The 17,136-nt window shown below is 58.7% G+C and carries 17 protein-coding genes; 6 read left to right on the top strand and 11 right to left on the bottom strand.

Annotation, left to right across the window (positions count from 1 at the left end):
* Positions 1-146 precede the first annotated feature (146 nt).
* From CU048_06930 to CU048_06890, 9 genes are all read right to left on the bottom strand, one after another.
* Positions 147-833 carry a guanylate kinase gene (locus CU048_06930; protein ID QBR71057.1) on the bottom strand — a complete coding sequence of 229 codons (687 nt, stop codon included), beginning with the start codon at positions 831-833 and terminating at the stop codon, positions 147-149.
* 3 nt (positions 834-836) lie between these two features.
* Positions 837-1,721 (bottom strand): YicC family protein, encoded by an 885-nt coding sequence (locus tag CU048_06925; GenBank protein QBR71056.1) that lies wholly within the window; start codon positions 1,719-1,721, stop codon positions 837-839.
* Between the two features lie 61 nt (positions 1,722-1,782).
* Complete coding sequence (locus CU048_06920; GenBank protein QBR71055.1) at positions 1,783-2,703, bottom strand: GTPase Era; 921 nt, start codon at positions 2,701-2,703, stop codon at positions 1,783-1,785.
* Positions 2,700-3,410, bottom strand: coding sequence for a ribonuclease III (gene rnc / locus CU048_06915; GenBank protein QBR71054.1), 711 nt, complete (start codon positions 3,408-3,410; stop codon positions 2,700-2,702). Before rnc ends, CU048_06920 begins: the two co-directional genes overlap by 4 nt.
* A gap of 1 nt (position 3,411) precedes the next feature.
* Positions 3,412-4,206: a signal peptidase I gene (lepB, locus tag CU048_06910; GenBank protein QBR72729.1), complete on the bottom strand. Its 795-nt coding sequence runs from the start codon at positions 4,204-4,206 to the stop codon at positions 3,412-3,414.
* A 295-nt stretch (positions 4,207-4,501) separates the two neighbouring features.
* Positions 4,502-4,927, bottom strand: a complete 426-nt coding sequence (locus CU048_06905; protein ID QBR71053.1) for a holo-ACP synthase — start codon at positions 4,925-4,927, stop codon at positions 4,502-4,504.
* Between the two features lie 53 nt (positions 4,928-4,980).
* A complete protein-coding gene (locus CU048_06900; GenBank protein QBR71052.1) occupies positions 4,981-5,739 on the bottom strand; it encodes a pyridoxine 5'-phosphate synthase in 759 nt (252 codons plus the stop codon).
* Positions 5,739-7,943: a bifunctional (p)ppGpp synthetase/guanosine-3',5'-bis(diphosphate) 3'-pyrophosphohydrolase gene (locus tag CU048_06895; protein ID QBR72728.1), complete on the bottom strand. Its 2,205-nt coding sequence runs from the start codon at positions 7,941-7,943 to the stop codon at positions 5,739-5,741. Before CU048_06895 ends, CU048_06900 begins: the two co-directional genes overlap by 1 nt.
* A gap of 208 nt (positions 7,944-8,151) precedes the next feature.
* A complete protein-coding gene (locus CU048_06890; GenBank protein ID QBR71051.1) occupies positions 8,152-8,547 on the bottom strand; it encodes a DNA-directed RNA polymerase subunit omega in 396 nt (131 codons plus the stop codon).
* Positions 8,548-8,908: 361 nt separating this feature from the next.
* Here CU048_06890 and CU048_06885 point away from each other — a divergent pair, with 361 nt between their 5' ends.
* A complete protein-coding gene (locus CU048_06885) occupies positions 8,909-9,526 on the top strand; it encodes an NYN domain-containing protein (GenBank protein ID QBR71050.1) in 618 nt (205 codons plus the stop codon).
* Positions 9,527-9,581: 55 nt separating this feature from the next.
* Positions 9,582-10,340 (top strand): uracil-DNA glycosylase, encoded by a 759-nt coding sequence (locus CU048_06880; GenBank protein QBR71049.1) that lies wholly within the window; start codon positions 9,582-9,584, stop codon positions 10,338-10,340.
* Positions 10,341-10,346: 6 nt separating this feature from the next.
* Here CU048_06880 and CU048_06875 read toward each other — a convergent pair whose 3' ends face one another.
* On the bottom strand, positions 10,347-11,036 hold the full coding sequence (locus CU048_06875) for a cyclic nucleotide-binding protein (GenBank protein QBR71048.1): 690 nt from the start codon (positions 11,034-11,036) through the stop codon (positions 10,347-10,349).
* A gap of 192 nt (positions 11,037-11,228) precedes the next feature.
* On the opposite strand from CU048_06875, the gene CU048_06870 reads away from it, so the two are divergent.
* Positions 11,229-12,380 carry a hypothetical protein gene (locus CU048_06870; protein ID QBR71047.1) on the top strand — a complete coding sequence of 384 codons (1,152 nt, stop codon included), beginning with the start codon at positions 11,229-11,231 and terminating at the stop codon, positions 12,378-12,380.
* A gap of 219 nt (positions 12,381-12,599) precedes the next feature.
* Here the strand turns inward: CU048_06870 and CU048_06865 are convergent, their stop codons facing one another.
* Positions 12,600-12,908, bottom strand: coding sequence for a hypothetical protein (locus CU048_06865; GenBank protein QBR71046.1), 309 nt, complete (start codon positions 12,906-12,908; stop codon positions 12,600-12,602).
* 107 nt (positions 12,909-13,015) lie between these two features.
* On the opposite strand from CU048_06865, the gene CU048_06860 reads away from it, so the two are divergent.
* Genes CU048_06860 through CU048_06850 form a run of 3 tightly spaced genes read left to right on the top strand, consistent with a single transcriptional unit; the run spans position 13,016 to position 17,105 of the window.
* Positions 13,016-15,346, top strand: a complete 2,331-nt coding sequence (locus CU048_06860; protein QBR71045.1) for a TonB-dependent receptor — start codon at positions 13,016-13,018, stop codon at positions 15,344-15,346.
* A 50-nt stretch (positions 15,347-15,396) separates the two neighbouring features.
* Positions 15,397-16,614, top strand: a complete 1,218-nt coding sequence (locus tag CU048_06855) for a glycosyl hydrolase (GenBank protein QBR71044.1) — start codon at positions 15,397-15,399, stop codon at positions 16,612-16,614.
* Entirely contained in the window at positions 16,611-17,105 is a 495-nt protein-coding gene (locus CU048_06850; GenBank protein ID QBR71043.1) for a TlpA family protein disulfide reductase, read from the top strand. Before CU048_06855 ends, CU048_06850 begins: the two co-directional genes overlap by 4 nt.
* Positions 17,106-17,136 lie beyond the last annotated feature (31 nt).

Below are 17,136 nucleotides of genomic sequence, written 5' to 3'. Positions count from 1 at the left end.
AGCTTTGGCAAGATCATGACGAAAAATTGAGCAAGATCCATACCAGGGGGCCGCCTATCAGCTTCTGAAGTATCGAGAGGATGACCGGCCAGCCTCAATGATGACAATGCCGGTCGCCCCAGTTTATCAGCATATCAGCCGTCAAATCACGACTCGTTCAATAGTTTTTCGACAAAACCGCCGATGCCTTCCTTCACGCGCAGAGTGCGGTGGCGTTCGGCGGCAAGGATAGCGAGCAAATCGCCGAAGGTGTTTTGCAGATCGTCGTTCACGAGGACGTAGTCGTATTGGGCCCACCTGCGAATCTCATTGCGCGCGTCGTTCAACCTTTTGGCGATGATCTCGGGCGAATCCTCGGCGCGGCGTTCAAGTCGCGACCGTAGTTCCTTCATCGACGGCGGCAGGATAAAGATGGTGACGACATTGTCGGCCGATTTCTGCTTGACCTGCTGCGTTCCCTGATAGTCGATGTCAAAAAGGACATCACGCCCCTGACGCAGAACCTCTTCGACGGGCTCGCGCGGCGTTCCGTAGAAATTGCCGTGCACTTCCGCCCATTCGAGCAAATCGCCGCCATCGCGCAACGCTTCGAAATGCTTCTTGGTGATGAATGTATAATGGATGCCGTCGACCTCACTCGAACGGCGGGGCCGTGTGGTGACCGAGATCGACAGAGTCAGGTCGAGGTCGCGCGTCTGAAGCAGCATCCGAGTCAAGGTCGTCTTGCCAGCCCCCGACGGCGAGGAAAGAATCAACATCAGACCGCGGCGGCTAGGCCCTCGATCTTGAGCGCCGGAGGCCGGTTCGGTCGTGGGCGGATTGTTCAGACTCATTGGCTACTCGATATTCTGGATCTGTTCGCGAAACTGCTCGATCTCGACCCGCAATTCGAGGCCAAGCCCGGTCAAATTCGCGTCATTCGATTTCGCGCAAAGGGTATTAGCCTCGCGGGCAAATTCCTGGGCCAGAAAGTCGAGCTTGCGGCCGACCGTGCCGCCCTTGGTCAAAAGATCGCGCGCTGCTGCCGTGTGAGCGACAAGGCGATCCAATTCCTCCCTGATGTCGGCCTTGGCTGCGAGCATGAGCGCCTCCTGATGCAGGCGACTCTGGTCGAAATTCACGTTTCCGGCAAGAATGGCGAGAGTTTGCGCGAGCCGGGTGGCAATCGCTTCCGGCTGGCGCCCGGGGCAGACCTCGGCCGCCTGTATCAAAGCGGTAATGCGCTCAAGTCTGGCGAAAAGCACAGGGGCAAGCGCCTGTCCCTCGCTTTGCCGCATGGTCGCGAGGGCGCCCAACGCGGCGCCGAGCCCATCGAGAACGATGCGACGCGCGTGCAAAATCTCGGCTTCGCTATCGGCCGCCTCGATGACTTCAACAACGCCCCGCATGGCGAGAAGCCCATCAAGCGTTGCCGGCGCCACGGCCGCAGGGAGCGGGATCGCGGCGACTGCTTCGACGAGCTTCCGCAGCAAAACCTCGTTGACGCGAATCTCGGGGACCATGATCTCGCGGTGAGCGGTCAGCGTGGCATGGACCGTTCCGCGGGCCAAATCTCGGGCGATGCGGGCGCGTGCCTCCGTCTCGATCGCGTCGAAGGGAGGCGGCAAGCGCAGCCTGACATCGAGACCCTTGGCGTTGACCGACTTGAGCTCCCACGAAAAGCGCCACAATCCGGCGCTTCCGGCGTCCCGGGCGAAGCCCGTCATGCTGGCAATTTTCATTGAAAACTTGAAACCTGAGACATCGAGCTGGCCCGCACCATAGAACCGCCGGCCATCTCGCTCAAGACGATCCCTTGGGAAAGTCCAATCCCATTTCCCGGTAGCGTTCGGGATCGTCGGCCCAATTCTCCCGCACCTTGACGAACAGAAAGAGATGAACCTTTTGGTCTGTCGCCTCCATGATGTCCTTGCGCGCCGCCGTGCCGATGGCCTTGATCGTGCGGCCGCCTTCGCCGATCACGATTTTCTTGTGCCCCTCGCGCATCACATAGATCGTCTGTTCGATCCGCACTGAACCGTCCGGCATGTCCTTCCAGAGTTCGGTTTCCACCGTCGATTGGTAAGGCAATTCATCGTGCAGGCGCTCAAAGATTTTTTCGCGCGTGATTTCGGCGGCGAGCGAGCGCAACGGCGCATCGGTGATCTGGTCTTCCGGATAGAGCCAGGGGCCCGGAGCCATCAGCGTGGCGAGGTGCTGCTTGAATTTGGGAACGCCGTGGCCGCGCAGGGCCGAAATCATGAACGTGTCCGCAAACGTAAAAGCGCTGTTGAGCCGATCGGCGAGCTCGAGAAGCTTCGGCGGTTCAACCGTGTCAATCTTGTTCAACACCAGAATCTTGACGCCGCCCACGCGCGGCAGGCCAGCAAGGATGGCCTCGACTTCTTCATCCATGCCTTTGCGCGCGTCCACGAGCAAGGCGACGACATCGGCGTCGCCGGCGCCGCTCCAAGCCGACGTCACCATGGCCCGATCGAGCCGCCGCTTGGGTGCGAAGATTCCAGGCGTATCCACAAAAATGATCTGCGCATGATCCTCGATGGCAATGCCGCGTACCGGGCTGCGTGTCGTTTGCACCTTGCGTGAGACGATCGAAACCTTGGTGCCGACGAGTTGATTGATCAACGTCGATTTTCCGGCATTCGGCGTACCGATGAGGGCGACAAAACCACAGCTCGTTCCGGCACCGCGGGGGCCGTTCACGCGGCGCCCTTTTGAGAGGCTTGGTCGATGCCCTCGCGCGCGATGAAATTGGCCGCGGAAGCCTGCTCGGCGAGGCGCTTGGTGAGGCCTTTGGCTTCGGCAAGCGGATAGCCGCGCACTTCAACGCTGATCGTGAATTCCGGTGCATGGTCGGGCCCGGATCGCGCGACTTCGCGATAAAGGGGGGTCGGGAGGCCACGCGCCTGCGCCCATTCCTGCAGCGCGGTCTTAGGGTCGCGCAGGGGCCGATCCGGCGACAGCATTCGCGACGCGAATGCGGCGGCTACGACGGCTTTGGCCGCGGCATAGCCTGCATCGAGAAAGATCGCGCCGATGATCGATTCGCAGACATCGCCCAAAATGGCCGCCTTGGTTGTGCCCGTCTGCTTTTCGCTTTCGCCCAAACGCACGTGGGTTTCAATTCCCCATTCGCGCGCGACCTCGGCGCAGCTTTCCTTGCGAACGAGGCCGGCGAGGCGGCGGGAAAGCTCCCCTTCCTCAGCCTCGGGAAAGGCCACATACAGCATTTCGGAAATCGCGAGACCGAGAACCCGGTCGCCAAGAAATTCGAGCCTTTGATAGGTCTCTCGCCTGCGGCCCGTGACCGCGCTCATGTGAGTGAGCGCGGCGGCAATGAGATCTGGATCGGCAAAATGATGTCCGATGCGATCCTCGACTGCTTTGATATCCTGAACTTGCCGCGACATTTTATTTCACGGTTTTGAGCATCCGGTCCCAACGTACCGTCCAAGGCCATTCCCAAAAGGCCCAGGCGGGTTCCCCCTTGCCAACCGAAAAGAAGATCAGCTCGGCGCGGCCGACAAGATTTTGGAACGGGACAAATCCAACACCGCCCTGGTCGGGTGCAACGCGGCTGTCGGTCGAATTGTCCCGATTGTCCCCCATCATGAAATACTCTCCATCCGGCACTTCGAAGACCCTTGTATTGTCGTTGAAGCCGGAGTCGCCCTGGATCTCGATGATTGTGTGGCTGACGCCCCCAGGAAGGGTCTCACGATAGGTGGGGACATCCGTTTCGCGGCCGTAGAAATCTTCGGTATGCGCCTTGGCGATCGGGTCGCGCGGCACGATCTCGCCGTTGATGAAAAGCCGGCCGTCTTTCATCTGGATCTTGTCGCCGGGCAGTCCGATCACGCGCTTGATGTAATCCGTCTGCCCGTCGCGCGGAAGCTTGAAGACGACGACATCGCCGCGTTTTGGCGCGGAGGCGAGAACCCGCCCCGAGAACAGATGCGGGCTAAACGGCAATGAATGATCGGAATAGCCATAGGCATATTTGGAGACGAAAAGATAATCGCCGATCAGAAGCGTCGGAATCATGGAGCCGGATGGGATATTGAACGGCTGAAACAGGAAAGTACGTACGACGAGCGCTATCAGCAGCGCCTGAACGATGACCTTCAAAGTATCGCCCTTGCCGCCTTCCTTGGCGCGTTGTTTCGTGTCGCGGCCTTTTCCGTCCAATCGTGCTGGCTCTGTCATTTTATCTTCTCTCAAGAGCAATTCAGGCGTAGCCGTTCCCGGACGCCTGGACATGCCGAACAAAAGCTTGGAGCAGCCGCGATCCAACGCGCCCAAACCCATATTTCTCGGGGCTGGCCTACTCCAAGGTGGGCTCCTTACCATGCCGGTCCACGCCGGTATAGAGTGGGGGCCGACCCTTGGACGTCGCATTCTGGACCGAATTCAAGGCCCGCGCGGATCAATAAAATAGGGGAGAAACCCTTGATTTTTAACGTCAAGACCGAGGCGCTGGAGCCCGCCACCTTGCCAAAACTTAATCCTGCCATAACGCGATGGCCGGGTCCTGCACGATCGCCTCGATGATCACCTGCGCCTGAGCCAGCGGATATTCGTCGGTCAGCGTGAGGTGGATCAGGGTCCAATGCCCCACCGGGGTCAGGTCAGCCAATCGCAAGGCCGCGCCGCCGGTGAGAGCCATGGTCGGCTTGCCTGAAGGCAAATTGACAACGCCCATATCGCGCCACCTCACGCCGGCGCGGAGCCCGGTGCCGAGGGCCTTGGCACAGGCTTCCTTGGCGGCGAATCGCTTGGCGTAGGAAGCGGCGCGGCCGGCTCTCCCATTGGATTTGAGCTGCTCGGTCTCGGTGAAACATCGCAGGACGAAGCGGTCGCCGAAGCGTTCCAAGGACTGCTCGATGCGACGAATATCGCAAAGGTCGTTGCCGAAACCTATGATCATCTGACCATGCCCGGGTTGCCGCCAAGCATCGGTGTGCTTTTGCAGAACATGCTCTAGCTCGCCGTCCGGCGACCCTCATCCATCGCCATGCGCATCTTCTTGATGGCGGCGTCGAGTCCAATGAACACGGCCTCGCCGATCAGAAAATGACCAATATTCAATTCGACGATTTCCGGTAATCCGGCGACGATCTTGGCGGTGGCAAAATCGAGACCGTGGCCGGCGTGACATTCAAGTCCCAACCCGTTCGCAAGCGCCGCCGCCGTCTTGATGCGCGCCAACTCATTTTGGGCGCGCTGGTTTTCGGCATGGGTGAGCGCATCGCACCAGGCGCCGGTATGAAATTCGATGACGGGCGCGCCGATCGAGCGCGATGCCTTTACGGCCTCCAAGGATGGTTCGATAAACAACGAGACCCGAATCCCGGCTTTCAGCAATTCAGCGGTCACGATTTTCAAATGGTCATGGCCGCCGATGACGTCCAGGCCGCCCTCGGTGGTACGCTCGCTCCGCTTTTCGGGAACCAGGCAACAGGCATGCGGCCGCGTGTCGAGGGCCACCGCGACCATGTCGTCGGTCGCCGCCATTTCGAAATTCAGCGGCTTTGCAATTTCCCGTTTCAGCCGCGCCATGTCCTCGTCGCGAATGTGCCGGCGGTCTTCGCGGAGATGCGCGGTAATCCCATCGGCGCCGGCCTTCACCGCAAGATGGGCGGCGCGTACGGGATCGGGAAAAGCGCCGCCGCGCGCGTTGCGCAGTGTCGCGACGTGGTCGATATTGACGCCGAGCCGCACGGAGTTCGACGCAGCCATTATCCGTTCACCCGTTCGACCTTGTGAACCACCGGGCGCGCCCGCAAATGCGAGATGATCGTGTTCAAATGTTTTAGATCATTGACTTCCACGTCGATGATCATTTCGCGGAAGTCGGCGGATAGCGGCTTGATCGTAATCGTGTCGATATTGGCGGAATGATCGCCGATCACGGTGGCGATCGTCCCCAAGGTCCCCGGCTCGTTGATCGCCGTGATCAAGAGGCGGGCCGGGAACAGCTCGTGACGGCTCTCCTCGATGTCCCAACGCACATCGAGCCAACGCTCGGGCTCTTCATCGAAGGCGGTCAGATCGGGAGATTGGATCGGGTAGATCGTGATTCCTTCCCCCGGAGTCAGAATGCCGACGATGCGATCGCCAGGCACGGCTCCCCCGCTCGGCGCGAAGCGCACCGGCAGGTCGCCGTGCGGACCGCGGATCGGGATCGAGGTTGGATCCAACTCACTGCCGCCTGGAATTTTGAAGACCAGACTTGAGGCCTTCTTCAGGCCGAACCAGCCGGCTTCTCCGCGCGGACTTGCGACGACGGCTTTGCGCTCTTCCATAAATTCGGGATAGACCGCCTTGACCACATCGCCGGAAAACATCTCGCCGCGCCCAACACCGACGAGGACATCTTCAATGTTGGTCCGGCCGAGCCTCGGCAATGAGGTTTTCAGTTTTTCGTCGGAGTAGGCCTTGCCGGCCCGTTCGAACGCGCGGCTGACAATCTGGCGTCCAAGACTGGCGAACTGGGCCCGCACCGCATCGCGGGTCGCCCGCCGGATTGCCGAGCGCGCCTTGCCGGTGATGACGAGACCTTCCCAGGCCGCGGGCGGCGTCTGGCCTTCGGCGCGGGTAATCTCGACTTCGTCGCCGTTTTGAAGTTCGGACAAAAGCGGCGCGTGGCGCCCGTTGATCTTGGCGCCCACGGCGGAATTGCCGACATCGGTGTGGACGGCGTAGGCAAAGTCGATCGGGGTTGCGCCGCGTGGCAAAGCGATGAGCCGGCCATTCGGCGTGAAACAGAAAACCTGATCATGAAAAAGTTCGAGCTTGGTGTGTTCGAGAAATTCCTCGGGCGTCGCCCCTTCGGCGAGCAGGGCGATGGTGCGGCGCAGCCATTGATAGGAGCGGCTTTCGCTCGTCAAGCTTTCCCGGTCGGAAATGCGGCCATCTTTATAGAGCGCATGCGCCGCGATGCCGTTGCGGGCGATATCGTGCATCTCGGCGGTGCGCACTTGCAGTTCGACCCGCTGCCGGCCGGGTCCCACGACCGTTGTGTGGACGGACTGATAATCGTTCTGCTTGGGCGTTGAAATATAGTCCTTGAAACGGTTTGGCACGACCGCCCATTTCGTATGGACGACGCCGATGACGCGGTAGCAATCCTCGACGCCGGAGACGACGACGCGGAAGCCGAAGATGTCGGACAGCTGTTCGAAGGCAATCGATTTGCGCTCCATCTTGCGCCACACCGAATAGGGCTGTTTCTGGCGGCCTTCGACCTTGGCTTCGATGCCGCGCGCGGCAAGTTCGGCGGTGAGTTCCTTCTCGATCTTTACGATGATCTTCCCGTTTTTGCGGCGCAGATCCTCGAGCCGTGCCTGGATCATCGCATAGGCGTCGGGCATGAGATGGCGAAACGCCAAATCCTCAAGCTCGTCGCGCATCGTCTGCATGCCCATGCGGCCGGCCAGCGGCGCATAGATATCGAGGGTTTCTTCGGCGATCCTGGCGCGTTTATCGGGCGCCACGAAATGCAGTGTGCGCATATTGTGCAGCCGGTCGGCGAGCTTGACGAGGAGAACCCGCACATCCTCGGCCACGGCGAGAAGCAGCTTGCGGAAATTTTCCGCCTGCTCAGCCCGCTTGGAGACAAGGTCGAGCTTCTTGAGCTTTGTTAGCCCGTCGACGAGACGGCCGATATCGCTGCCGAAAAGCCGGTCGATCTCCTCCCGCGTCGAATCGGTATCTTCGATCGTGTCATGCAAGACCGCGGCGACGATGGTCGCATCGTCGAGCTTCATGTCGGTGAGGATGGCCGCGACTTCGAGAGGATGCGAAAAATAGGGATCGCCGGAAGCGCGCTTTTGCGCCCCATGGGCCTTCATGGCATAGACATAGGCGCGATTGAGCGAGACCTCGTCGGCTTGCGGATTATAGCGCCGTACCCGATCGACGAGTTCGTATTGCCGCATCATAATTGGTTGGATCCGCGACTCTGCACATTGGATCATACCCGATTTCAGAACGATCGGATGCGGTTTAAAAGCGGGGCACCAACGGCCGCTCCGCCGCTGCGCCACTCCCTTATGCCAATACCGCTATGCTATCATGCCGTCTTCCTCCCGCGACGGCTTCTTAATGCAAGCTTGTCCAATCCGACGATGGCGCGGTTTGCCCTGCGGGCTAGTCACCGTCGTCTTCGGTTTCGGCCGGTGGAACCAGGCCCTCAAGGCCACGCAAAAGATCTTCCTCGGTCATTCTGTCAAACTGCATATCGCCGAGGGAATCGGACTGGGTCCCCTCCGGAGCGGAGGAAAGCGCCGGGACAGCTTCAGCCTCGGGTTCATCCACCTCAACGTGTTTTTGCAAGGATTGGATAAAATCCTCTTTGAGGTCTTCTGGCGCCAGGGTCGCTTCCGCGATCTCACGCAAGGCAATCACGGGGTTTTTATCATTGTCGCGCTCGACCATGATCTGCGCGCCGGAAGCGATCATCCGCGCCCGATGACTTGCGATCAAAACGAGTTCGAAACGATTCTCGACCTTGTCAATACAATCTTCAACGGTGACGCGGGCCATACCGAGCACGCTCCTTGTGACAGAGACATTTTAGGAGTAGTTTGGTCTACACTTTAAGTGTCGGTTCTGGCAACCCTCAATCATCCACGGCCGGACGTTCTGAGAAACTGAACCAAACATAAAAACTCCCGACGTCTTCATTCGCCTTAATATTATCACTTTGATGCTGAAACTTAGCGTATAGTGGGCTCTTGACGTAGGGGAAGAGTAGGGCCACATACCTTCCTCTGTATTTTTTTGTAAGGCGCGATCTAGCGCGACAAGTTTAAGTGCGCGTTGGCCTAGAAGTTGTTGTTCTCACTTCTGGCTAGATGAAATAAAAATGTCGAAGAACATCACTAGAGAACTATACGAGACAGGTATGGCTGATCAAGAGCGAATTGCGCTATTTATCGACGGCGCGAATTTATATGCGACCGCGAAGTCGCTTGGTTTTGATATTGATTACAAGCGGTTGCTCAAAGAGTTCCAAACCAGAGGGAAGCTCATCCGAGCTTTCTATTATACAGCGTTGGTTGAAGATCAGGAATATTCTTCAATTCGCCCTCTGGTCGATTGGCTGGATTACAATGGCTACGCTGTCGTAACGAAGCCAACCAAGGAATTCGTGGATTCGCTCGGACGCCGCAAGGTCAAGGGCAACATGGACATAGAGCTTGCCGTTGACGCCATGGAAATGGCTGATCATATTGATCATTTGGTTCTTTTTTCGGGTGATGGCGATTTCCGCTCGCTGGTCGAAGCCGTCCAGCGCAAGGGAGTTCGGGTATCGGTTGTGTCTACCAATGCGACTCAGCCGGCCATGGTAGCCGATGAATTGCGTCGTCAAGCCGATGAATTCATCGATATACTTCACCTTGCTCCGAAAATTGGCCGTGACATCTCCGAAAGGTCTGAACGTCCGCAAAAGGCGCAGGAACGACGCACCGCCCCCGTGGGCAGTTTCGATCCAGCTCTGGCCGACGACCGGCTAGGTTGACGCCGGCCCACCTTCGCTTGCCCCAATCGAAGATTTAAGACTGAAACACATTGGCGTGAGTAAAAAGATCATCGCGGCTGGTTGTCTACCAAGTTCTACTGGCCGTGATCCCGACTTCAATTGTGCAGTTTGTCCGCGTTTGGCAGATTTTCGCGCTGCTGCCCGATTGGCCCAGCCCGATTGGTATAATGCACCGGTTCCGACTTTTGGAGCGCTGGAGGCGCGATTGCTGGTGGTCGGTCTAGCTCCCGGCCTGCGCGGCGCCAATCGGACCGGTCGGCCCTTTACCGGCGATTTCGCCGGAGATCTTCTTTATACAACGCTCCAAGATTTTAAGTTCGCCAGCGGCCGGTACGACGCCCGCGCAGATGATGGTCTGCAGCTCGTGTCCTGCGCAATCACCAATGCGGTGCGTTGCGTGCCACCGCAAAACAAGCCCACGCCGGTTGAAATTAACAATTGCCGAGCTTTTCTGGCGGCGACGATTTCGGCAATGCCGGAGCTTTGCGCCATCGTCGCGCTGGGCCGCGTGGCCCATGAATCCGTCGTTCGGGCGTTCGGATTGAAGCTGAGCGCCTTTCCCTTCGCGCATGGTTCCGAACATGTTCTTTCCGCGGAAGAAACGTCTCGGGACCATTCCCCCAAACAGTCATCGCATCAAGCCAAGGCAATCAGCCTTTTCAGCAGTTATCACTGCTCGCGGTACAACACCAATACCGGGGTGCTGACGCCGGAAATGTTTCGGGCTGTATTCGCCAGGGCCCGCGAACATCTCGCCGTCCAGGCGCCTATGCGCAGGAGTGCCGTCCCCTAAAAAGGATCAGCCGCCCTCTCGCATGGCCTCGTTGAGGCGAGCCTCCAGGACCTGTGGTCGCAACAAAATGAGCGCGCCGCGGGTTTTTTCCACCAGGCCTTCTTCGCTCATTGCGGAAAGTTCGCGCGTCACCTGTTCACGCCGGCAGCCGATTCGCGCGGCCAGCACATGGTGGAAGGGTGGAGGAGTCACCGCCCGTTCGTCCGGGCGGCCAGGACGCGGATGAGCCATCCGCAAAAGCTCCGAATAGAGCCGGTGCTTGAGATCGAAGATCGAATGTTCCGCCAGCCGCGCATTGAGCTCGCGCACACGTCCGGTCAGCAGCCGCAGAATGCGTTCGCATGTCGTGGGCGAAGCGAAAATCACTTCACGAAAGACGGTGGTCGGCATAATGCAGAGTTCGGAATTGGTCAGGGCGGTCACATTGGCCGAGCGTTTCGCACCGTCGATCGCCGCCATCTCCCCAAAAAATTGGCCAGCTTTGGTCTCGCCTAGAATGATCTCCTTGCCGGCGAGGGTCCGAATCAGAATCCTGACTTCGCCGGAAATGATAAAATAAACATCCGAGGATTCGTCTTCGTAATCGACGACGGTTTCCCCTTCATTGTATCGCCGCCAATTGCAGCGCCGGTCGAACCGTTCGAAATCGAGGTCGGCGACGTCTTTAAAGAATGGAACACGGGCAAGGGTCTGCATGGCTGCCAGCTCACCTTAAGAAGCGAAAAACTCGCAACGGCTTGATTAAGCCTAACTTGAAATAACACAAGCGGCGACCGGCAATCCGCACCGCCGGGCATCCCGCGGCACCTGGAGGCGAGACAAAATCTCGCAACGAGACCGGGCGAAAAGCCCCTGATTCGCTGCAATCCGGGTCTAACTGCGTCAACAGTGCTCTATAATCCCATAGGAAAGCATTTTATCGTTTTGTCAGAAGCATTGTGCAAATTCTTCAATTCCGCTTCAATGAAAATGCTTTCGTCCCATAGGCTTTTTGTTTCGACCGCTGCGCTTCACCGCTGCATGTTTCCGTCCATTAAATCCGCGGGGCGTGTCCCAGGTCCAAAAACGCCATTCTTGCGAGAAGCGGCGGACGACAACCTATCTCTCACGACCTCCGTCGCCGATCCAACCGAGCATCAAAACATCGTCGTCGATCGTAGCGCTCAGTTTTACGACTCGGCCCATGGAGCGAGCGCAGCTGGGCGTCGCCAGCGTTTTTTGATCCCAATTGCGGCCGCGTCGCTGGTTGCCCATGGGCTTCTCTTGTTGGGGCTCGTTCTTCTCGAGCTGCCACCCCCTTCCGCGGAACGTGCGCGCGAAATCCCGGTCGAATTGGTGAGCGAATCCGCGACGGTTGAAAAAAAGCCTGCGCCAGCGGCCGCCAAACAGGATGCGCCTTCCGCGCCTCAGCCGGATTCGGCCTCAAAGCCTGCTGGACCGCGCGAAACCCCGGAACAATCGCAGCCTGACTCGGCTGCGAAACCGCCCGTGACCGCCGCCAGGCCGCCTCAGCCCAAAGGAGCCGGGGCGCCCGGAGCCGTGGCACAGCAGGACTCAGGAACGCCCATAAAGACCATCAGTCCAGAGAGCCCCAAACAGGAACGCCAGCCAAACGCGCAGCCCAGCATATCGCCGCCGCTTCAAGACAAACCCACCTCAAATTTTCCGACGGAGCGATCCGGCTATACACTTCCCTTCGATTCCGGACCGGACATTTTCCGCGCCGTCGCAGTCCCTTTGCCGACCGAGGCCGGCACCGAGGCCATGAGTTACAAGGTGATTGTTTTCGGCATTTTGGCTCGGGCCAAGCATTATCCCGAGGCGGCAATCCAGCGCGGCGCAAAAGGAGTGACCGCCATTGGCTTTGTCCTCGACGAGGCCGGACATGTCATTTCGGTTTCGCTCCTGAGGTCGAGCGGCGATCCGGATCTCGATGCGGAAAGCGTGGCTCTGGTCAGCCGCGCCGCGCCTTTTCCGCCGCCACCACCCGGCGCCCCACGTTCCTTTGCCGCGGAAGTGGCGTTCGGGATGAAGAATTGAATCAAGTATTCACAGTCATCAGTCAATTCATTTGCCAGTAACTCCTCATTATCTTTAACTAGTCTTGTTCTAAATCGTGACATTGATGTCACGATACGACGAGATTACAATCGATTCCTAAACCCAGGGTTGCCTCGGTTGCATTGGCTCAGCTAACGTTAAAGCTGACCCAGACAACATAAAGCAACAATGATGGGGCGTAGATTTCTCGGAGCATTTTTAGTTGGTCTCGCGCTGCTGACTCAGGCCTTGGTGCCGGTCGCAGCTTCGAGAATGGTGACGCATGCCGTCGATCCATTCGACCATCTTCCGATCTGCTCCACCGACGTTGGGACCGTTACCGACCCCTCGGACCCCGGCCCCAGTCTCCCTCACCATGACCATTGCCAGCTCTGCCAAATCGTCGTGGGCGGTTGGCTTCCGCCGGACGGCCGGGCGTTTACCGCCGCCACGCTTAATGCCGAACCGCAATTCATCCGCTGGCGGGCACCTAGCGTTCAACATGTTGTGTTCGGCGCCGACCAGCATCGGCCACCGCGCGGGCCACCCCTCTTCAGCTGAAGCCCACTCTCAACTCCGCATGGTCGGCACCCCCGACGCATGCAGTTTTCCCTCGTTCAGCTGAGATCACTCAAATGCGCTCCAATTTCTCGACGCGCCGGCGTGCGCACCCGCTTGCCTTTCTCATGGTTACCACATCCCTCTGGCCGCTCGGGGTTCAGGCCCAGCAAGCTGCCGAATCGGCGCAGCTCCCGGCCGTCGAGGTCACCGCGACCGGCTTGGCAATCGGCCCGGAAGGAGATCTGAACACGACCCCGGAGTCTCTCTATCAAACGCCTCTGGGACAGGTCGAGACCACGATCCCCGCGGACCGGATGATCAATACGCAGGCCTTCTCCGTCTTTGACGTCTTGCGGGACAGCCCCGGTGTTTCTTTGAAGCAAGGCAATGGGCCGCGCGACGTCGGGATCTCGATAAGGGGCTCGAATGCGCAAGTCGGCTTCGGCATTCGCAACGTCGTAATTTTCGAGGATGGATTTCCGGTGACGCAACCGGACGGGCTCTCGCGGACGGACCTGACCGATCCCCATGCCTATGGCGCGATCGACGTCATCCGCGGGCCGTCCTCGGCGCTGTACGGAAATTACGCGACCGGCGGCGCCCTCAATTTTCGGATGCGAACGGGTGCGGAGGTGAACGGCATCGAGGTCGGAACCGACGCGGGCAGCTTCGGCTATCTCAACAATTACCTCGCTTACGGTCTCAAGAGCGGCAATTTCGACGTGTCGCTGTTTACCAGCAATGTGATCGGCAATGGACCGACCAATCACAATTTGTTCAACACCCAGACGATCAATTTTCTTGGCTCTTATTCCCCGACCCCGGATGACAAGATCACGCTTAAACTGATCAGCAACCGGCTCTACGGCGATCTGTCGGTTCGTCTCAACCTCAACCAGTTCTACCAAAATCCCTATCAACGAAACTGCTATGTCTTCGCCAGCACAACGGCGGCAAAGGCGGCCGGCTGCGGAACCAATAACATCCTGAAAAACGGCTTCTTTGGCGCCACGGTTCCTGAGACCGCCTATCAGGCTGGGTTCCACCGCAACGACACACGGTCGATCCTGGGCCTACGCTGGGAGCATAATCTCGACAATAACTCCATCTGGCGAACCCAAGTTGTCCTCGACGACAAGAACTACAATCAGCCGACGGGCGCCACCAGCTCCCTTGGCGATGAGCCAGCCATCAACTTCATGTCCGACATCACCAGCCGAGGGACCGTCTTTGGCTTGGAAGCCGTGCATTTTGGTGGGGTCTATTTCAACACCGAGAGAACGACCGGCTATACATACAATCTCCGTCCGGGGTCCAATGCGCCGCTCGCAGGGGTGACTCAGATCGTCCCCTCCCAGCAAACCAACATGGGGCTGCATGGGCGCGAAGAAATCCGGTTCAATGAATTTTTGACCGGGGTCGCTGGTTTAGGGGCCGAATATACGAATGTGAACGGAACCCTGAACGCATTTAGCTACCCGAAGGGTATTCCGACTAGCAGCTTAACTTCGGCAAACAATGACTATTACAACATCGCTCCCGAAGGCGCGCTGGTCTTTCGCCCCGACAGCGATTGGCTGATCAAGGCGAGAGTCGCGACCGGCTATGGAACACCGCAAGCCAGCAACCTCTTCGTCACCCCAACGGGCGTGGCGGGGAATAACACGCAGCTGAAATCCCAAACCAACCTCGGCTATGATCTTTCTGCCGTCTGGACACCGCTGGATACCGTAAGACTGAGCGTAACAGGGTTCTACGAATTCTTCCGCAACGAATTGATCTCGCAATCGCCTGGCCCGTCGCCGCTGCTGACATATACGTTCAATGCCCCGCGCTCGGAGCATCGCGGCGTCGAAGTCGCGGGCGAATGGCGGTTTTACCCAGGATGGAAGGCGAGGCTCGCCTACACCTACGATAACCAGATTTACACCCAATATTCGGAGCAGCTCAGCGCGGGGAAAAAGACCTCGGTTTTCGACCGGGCCGGTCATTGGCTTCCGGGGGTCGCTCCGAACGAGTTCACCGCTCGGCTCGGCTATGATGTGCCGACCGGCCCGGCGAAAGGCCTTGGAGCCTATGCCGAATATTATTTGACCGACTCTTTCTATGCGGACAACGGCAATCTGTTGAAGATCCCGGGCTACCGGATCGTCAATTTGAACCTTCATTATGACGCCGACATTCAAAACTCCTTCATTCAGAAGATCGGCGCCTATTTCGAGGTTCGCAACGTCTTCAACAACACCTACATTGCGTCCGCGAACAATGTCACCAACTCGATCAGCGCGGTCACCGGATTTCAGAACCCGGCCACGGTGCTGGCGGCAAATGGCGGTGCCAATAGCGGCACGATCTATGCGGGCTTTCCGCGTGTCTTCGTCGGGGGTATTAGAGTGAAGTTCTGACGAGAGCTTCCCCGGTGCGTGGCCCGAGAGATCGGGTGGAGGAGAGTTCAATGTTGAATCGCTGGCCTGCACTTATTATTGCTTTGGTGGTTCTTGCCGCTTCCGGTTCGGTCGTCGCGGAAATGTCGCACGAGCACAAGGGACGAGAAACCTGTTCCGACCTGTCGCTTGCCTGTGCGGCCGTCGTAACGCCGACCTTTGCCCCGGATGGCGCCTTATGGGTTGCCGCACGGGTCGGAAATCGAATCTTCGTGGCGAAATCGTCCGATCATGGCCGCTCCTTCACCGCGCCCGTCGTCATCACTCCGGACCCCGTCGCACTCGACGGGGGTCCGGAGTCGAGACCCAAAATCATCGTCGATCGCAAAGGCCGCGTGATTGTCGCTTACGCGACTTTCCGCGACGATAAATACAACGGCCAATTGTTCTTCACGCGCTCGGTCGACGGCGGCAAGACATTCGCGGCGGCGCAGCCGATCACGGCGGACCAGGCGAGTCAGCGTTTCATCGCGATGGGTTTGGATTCCGACGGGTCGATTTTTTCGGCCTGGGTCGACAAGCGCAACCGCGCCGCGGCCAAGGAGAAGGGCGAACCCTATGAAGGGGCGGGGCTTGCCTTTGCCTGGTCCGGCGATCACGCAACGACCTTCTCGGACGCAGCGATCGCCCATGACAATACCTGCGAATGCTGTCGCATCGCCATCGGCTTTGCCGGCCCACGGCGTCCCGTCGTCCTCTTTCGCAATCTTTTCAACACAAGCGTGCGGGATCACGCGATTTTGACATTTGATGGTCCGAGCAAGCCAGGTCCGGTCTATCGCGTCAGCGACGATGATTGGGCCATCGATGCCTGCCCACACCATGGTCCGAGCCTCGCGGTCGCCAGCGACGGTGCTTATCATGTTGCGTGGTTTACCAATGGTCGTGTGCGCAAGGGCCTATTTTATGCAAGATCGACGGATGGCGGGCGCAGCTTTTCCGAACCCATGCCGGTTGGCCTGCCGGATCAAGCGCCGGGAAGACCGGATCTTCTTGGCTTCAATGGCAAGGTTTGGCTGGCTTGGAAGCAATTCGACGGCGATCACACCAATGTCATGACCATGGTCTCGCAGGATAACGGTAAACATTGGAGCAGCCTGAGGGCGGTCGCCGTGACGACCGAGGAGTCGGACCATCCCGTGCTCGTCAGCGATGGCCGCCATGCTTTCCTCTCTTGGCAAACCCAGAAGGAAGGCTACCGTCTTCTCATACTCGAGGAAGCCTCGTGAGACCGCAGTCTTTTGCAACTCTTCTCGCCGCTCTGTGCCTGTCGGTCAGCCTTGGCAATGCGGCAGAGCTCAATCCGTTTGTTCGCGGCAGCTGGCGGGCCTTGATTCAAGCCCATTCCGGACGGCCGGTGATCGTGCATTTCTGGGGAATGACCTGCGGACCCTGCCGTTCGGAAATGCTCGCGTGGGGAAAGCTGCTGGCTGAGCGACCGGATTTGCCGCTTGTCACCGTGAGCGCGGATCTGGTGCCCGACTCCCCAGACGCGACGCAGGCATTCCTTGCGAAATCCGGCCTTTCAAATGCCGAGAACTGGATTTTCGACGATGGTTTTGTCGAGCGATTGCGCTACGAAATCGACCCTAAATGGCAAGGCGAGATTCCTTTTACCTTTCTGATCGGGAGCAATGGCGCGATGCGCAAGATCGAGGGCGCGGCCAATGTGGAGGAGGTTTCGGCGTGGCTCGATGGGGAACGCCGGCCTCCTAAATAATCGCGTCGTGACAGGCCGAGACGAACCAATA

The organism is Beijerinckiaceae bacterium (assembly GCA_004564215.1).
In the GTDB taxonomy this organism is placed as follows: Bacteria; Pseudomonadota; Alphaproteobacteria; order Rhizobiales; family Beijerinckiaceae; genus Methylocapsa.
The sequence above is the reverse complement of the archived record's forward strand: the minus strand, read 5'-3'. Positions and strand labels throughout refer to the sequence as shown.

What these genes read in the sequence shown, in the direction of transcription:
- CU048_06925 (QBR71056.1), bottom strand. Translation starts at nt 1,721, where the DNA reads ATGAAAATTGCCAGCATGACGGGCTTCGCCCGGGACGCCGGAAGCGCC.
- CU048_06860 (QBR71045.1), top strand. Translation starts at nt 13,016, where the DNA reads ATGCGCTCCAATTTCTCGACGCGCCGGCGTGCGCACCCGCTTGCCTTT.
- CU048_06875 (QBR71048.1), bottom strand. Translation starts at nt 11,036, where the DNA reads ATGCAGACCCTTGCCCGTGTTCCATTCTTTAAAGACGTCGCCGACCTC.
- CU048_06930 (QBR71057.1), bottom strand. Translation starts at nt 833, where the DNA reads ATGAGTCTGAACAATCCGCCCACGACCGAACCGGCCTCCGGCGCTCAA.
- CU048_06865 (QBR71046.1), bottom strand. Translation starts at nt 12,908, where the DNA reads ATGCTGGTCGGCGCCGAACACAACATGTTGAACGCTAGGTGCCCGCCA.
- lepB (QBR72729.1), bottom strand. Translation starts at nt 4,206, where the DNA reads ATGACAGAGCCAGCACGATTGGACGGAAAAGGCCGCGACACGAAACAA.
- CU048_06890 (QBR71051.1), bottom strand. Translation starts at nt 8,547, where the DNA reads ATGGCCCGCGTCACCGTTGAAGATTGTATTGACAAGGTCGAGAATCGT.
- rnc (QBR71054.1), bottom strand. Translation starts at nt 3,410, where the DNA reads ATGTCGCGGCAAGTTCAGGATATCAAAGCAGTCGAGGATCGCATCGGA.
- CU048_06855 (QBR71044.1), top strand. Translation starts at nt 15,397, where the DNA reads ATGTTGAATCGCTGGCCTGCACTTATTATTGCTTTGGTGGTTCTTGCC.
- CU048_06900 (QBR71052.1), bottom strand. Translation starts at nt 5,739, where the DNA reads ATGGCTGCGTCGAACTCCGTGCGGCTCGGCGTCAATATCGACCACGTC.
- CU048_06895 (QBR72728.1), bottom strand. Translation starts at nt 7,943, where the DNA reads ATGATGCGGCAATACGAACTCGTCGATCGGGTACGGCGCTATAATCCG.
- CU048_06885 (QBR71050.1), top strand. Translation starts at nt 8,909, where the DNA reads ATGGCTGATCAAGAGCGAATTGCGCTATTTATCGACGGCGCGAATTTA.
- CU048_06905 (QBR71053.1), bottom strand. Translation starts at nt 4,927, where the DNA reads ATGATCATAGGTTTCGGCAACGACCTTTGCGATATTCGTCGCATCGAG.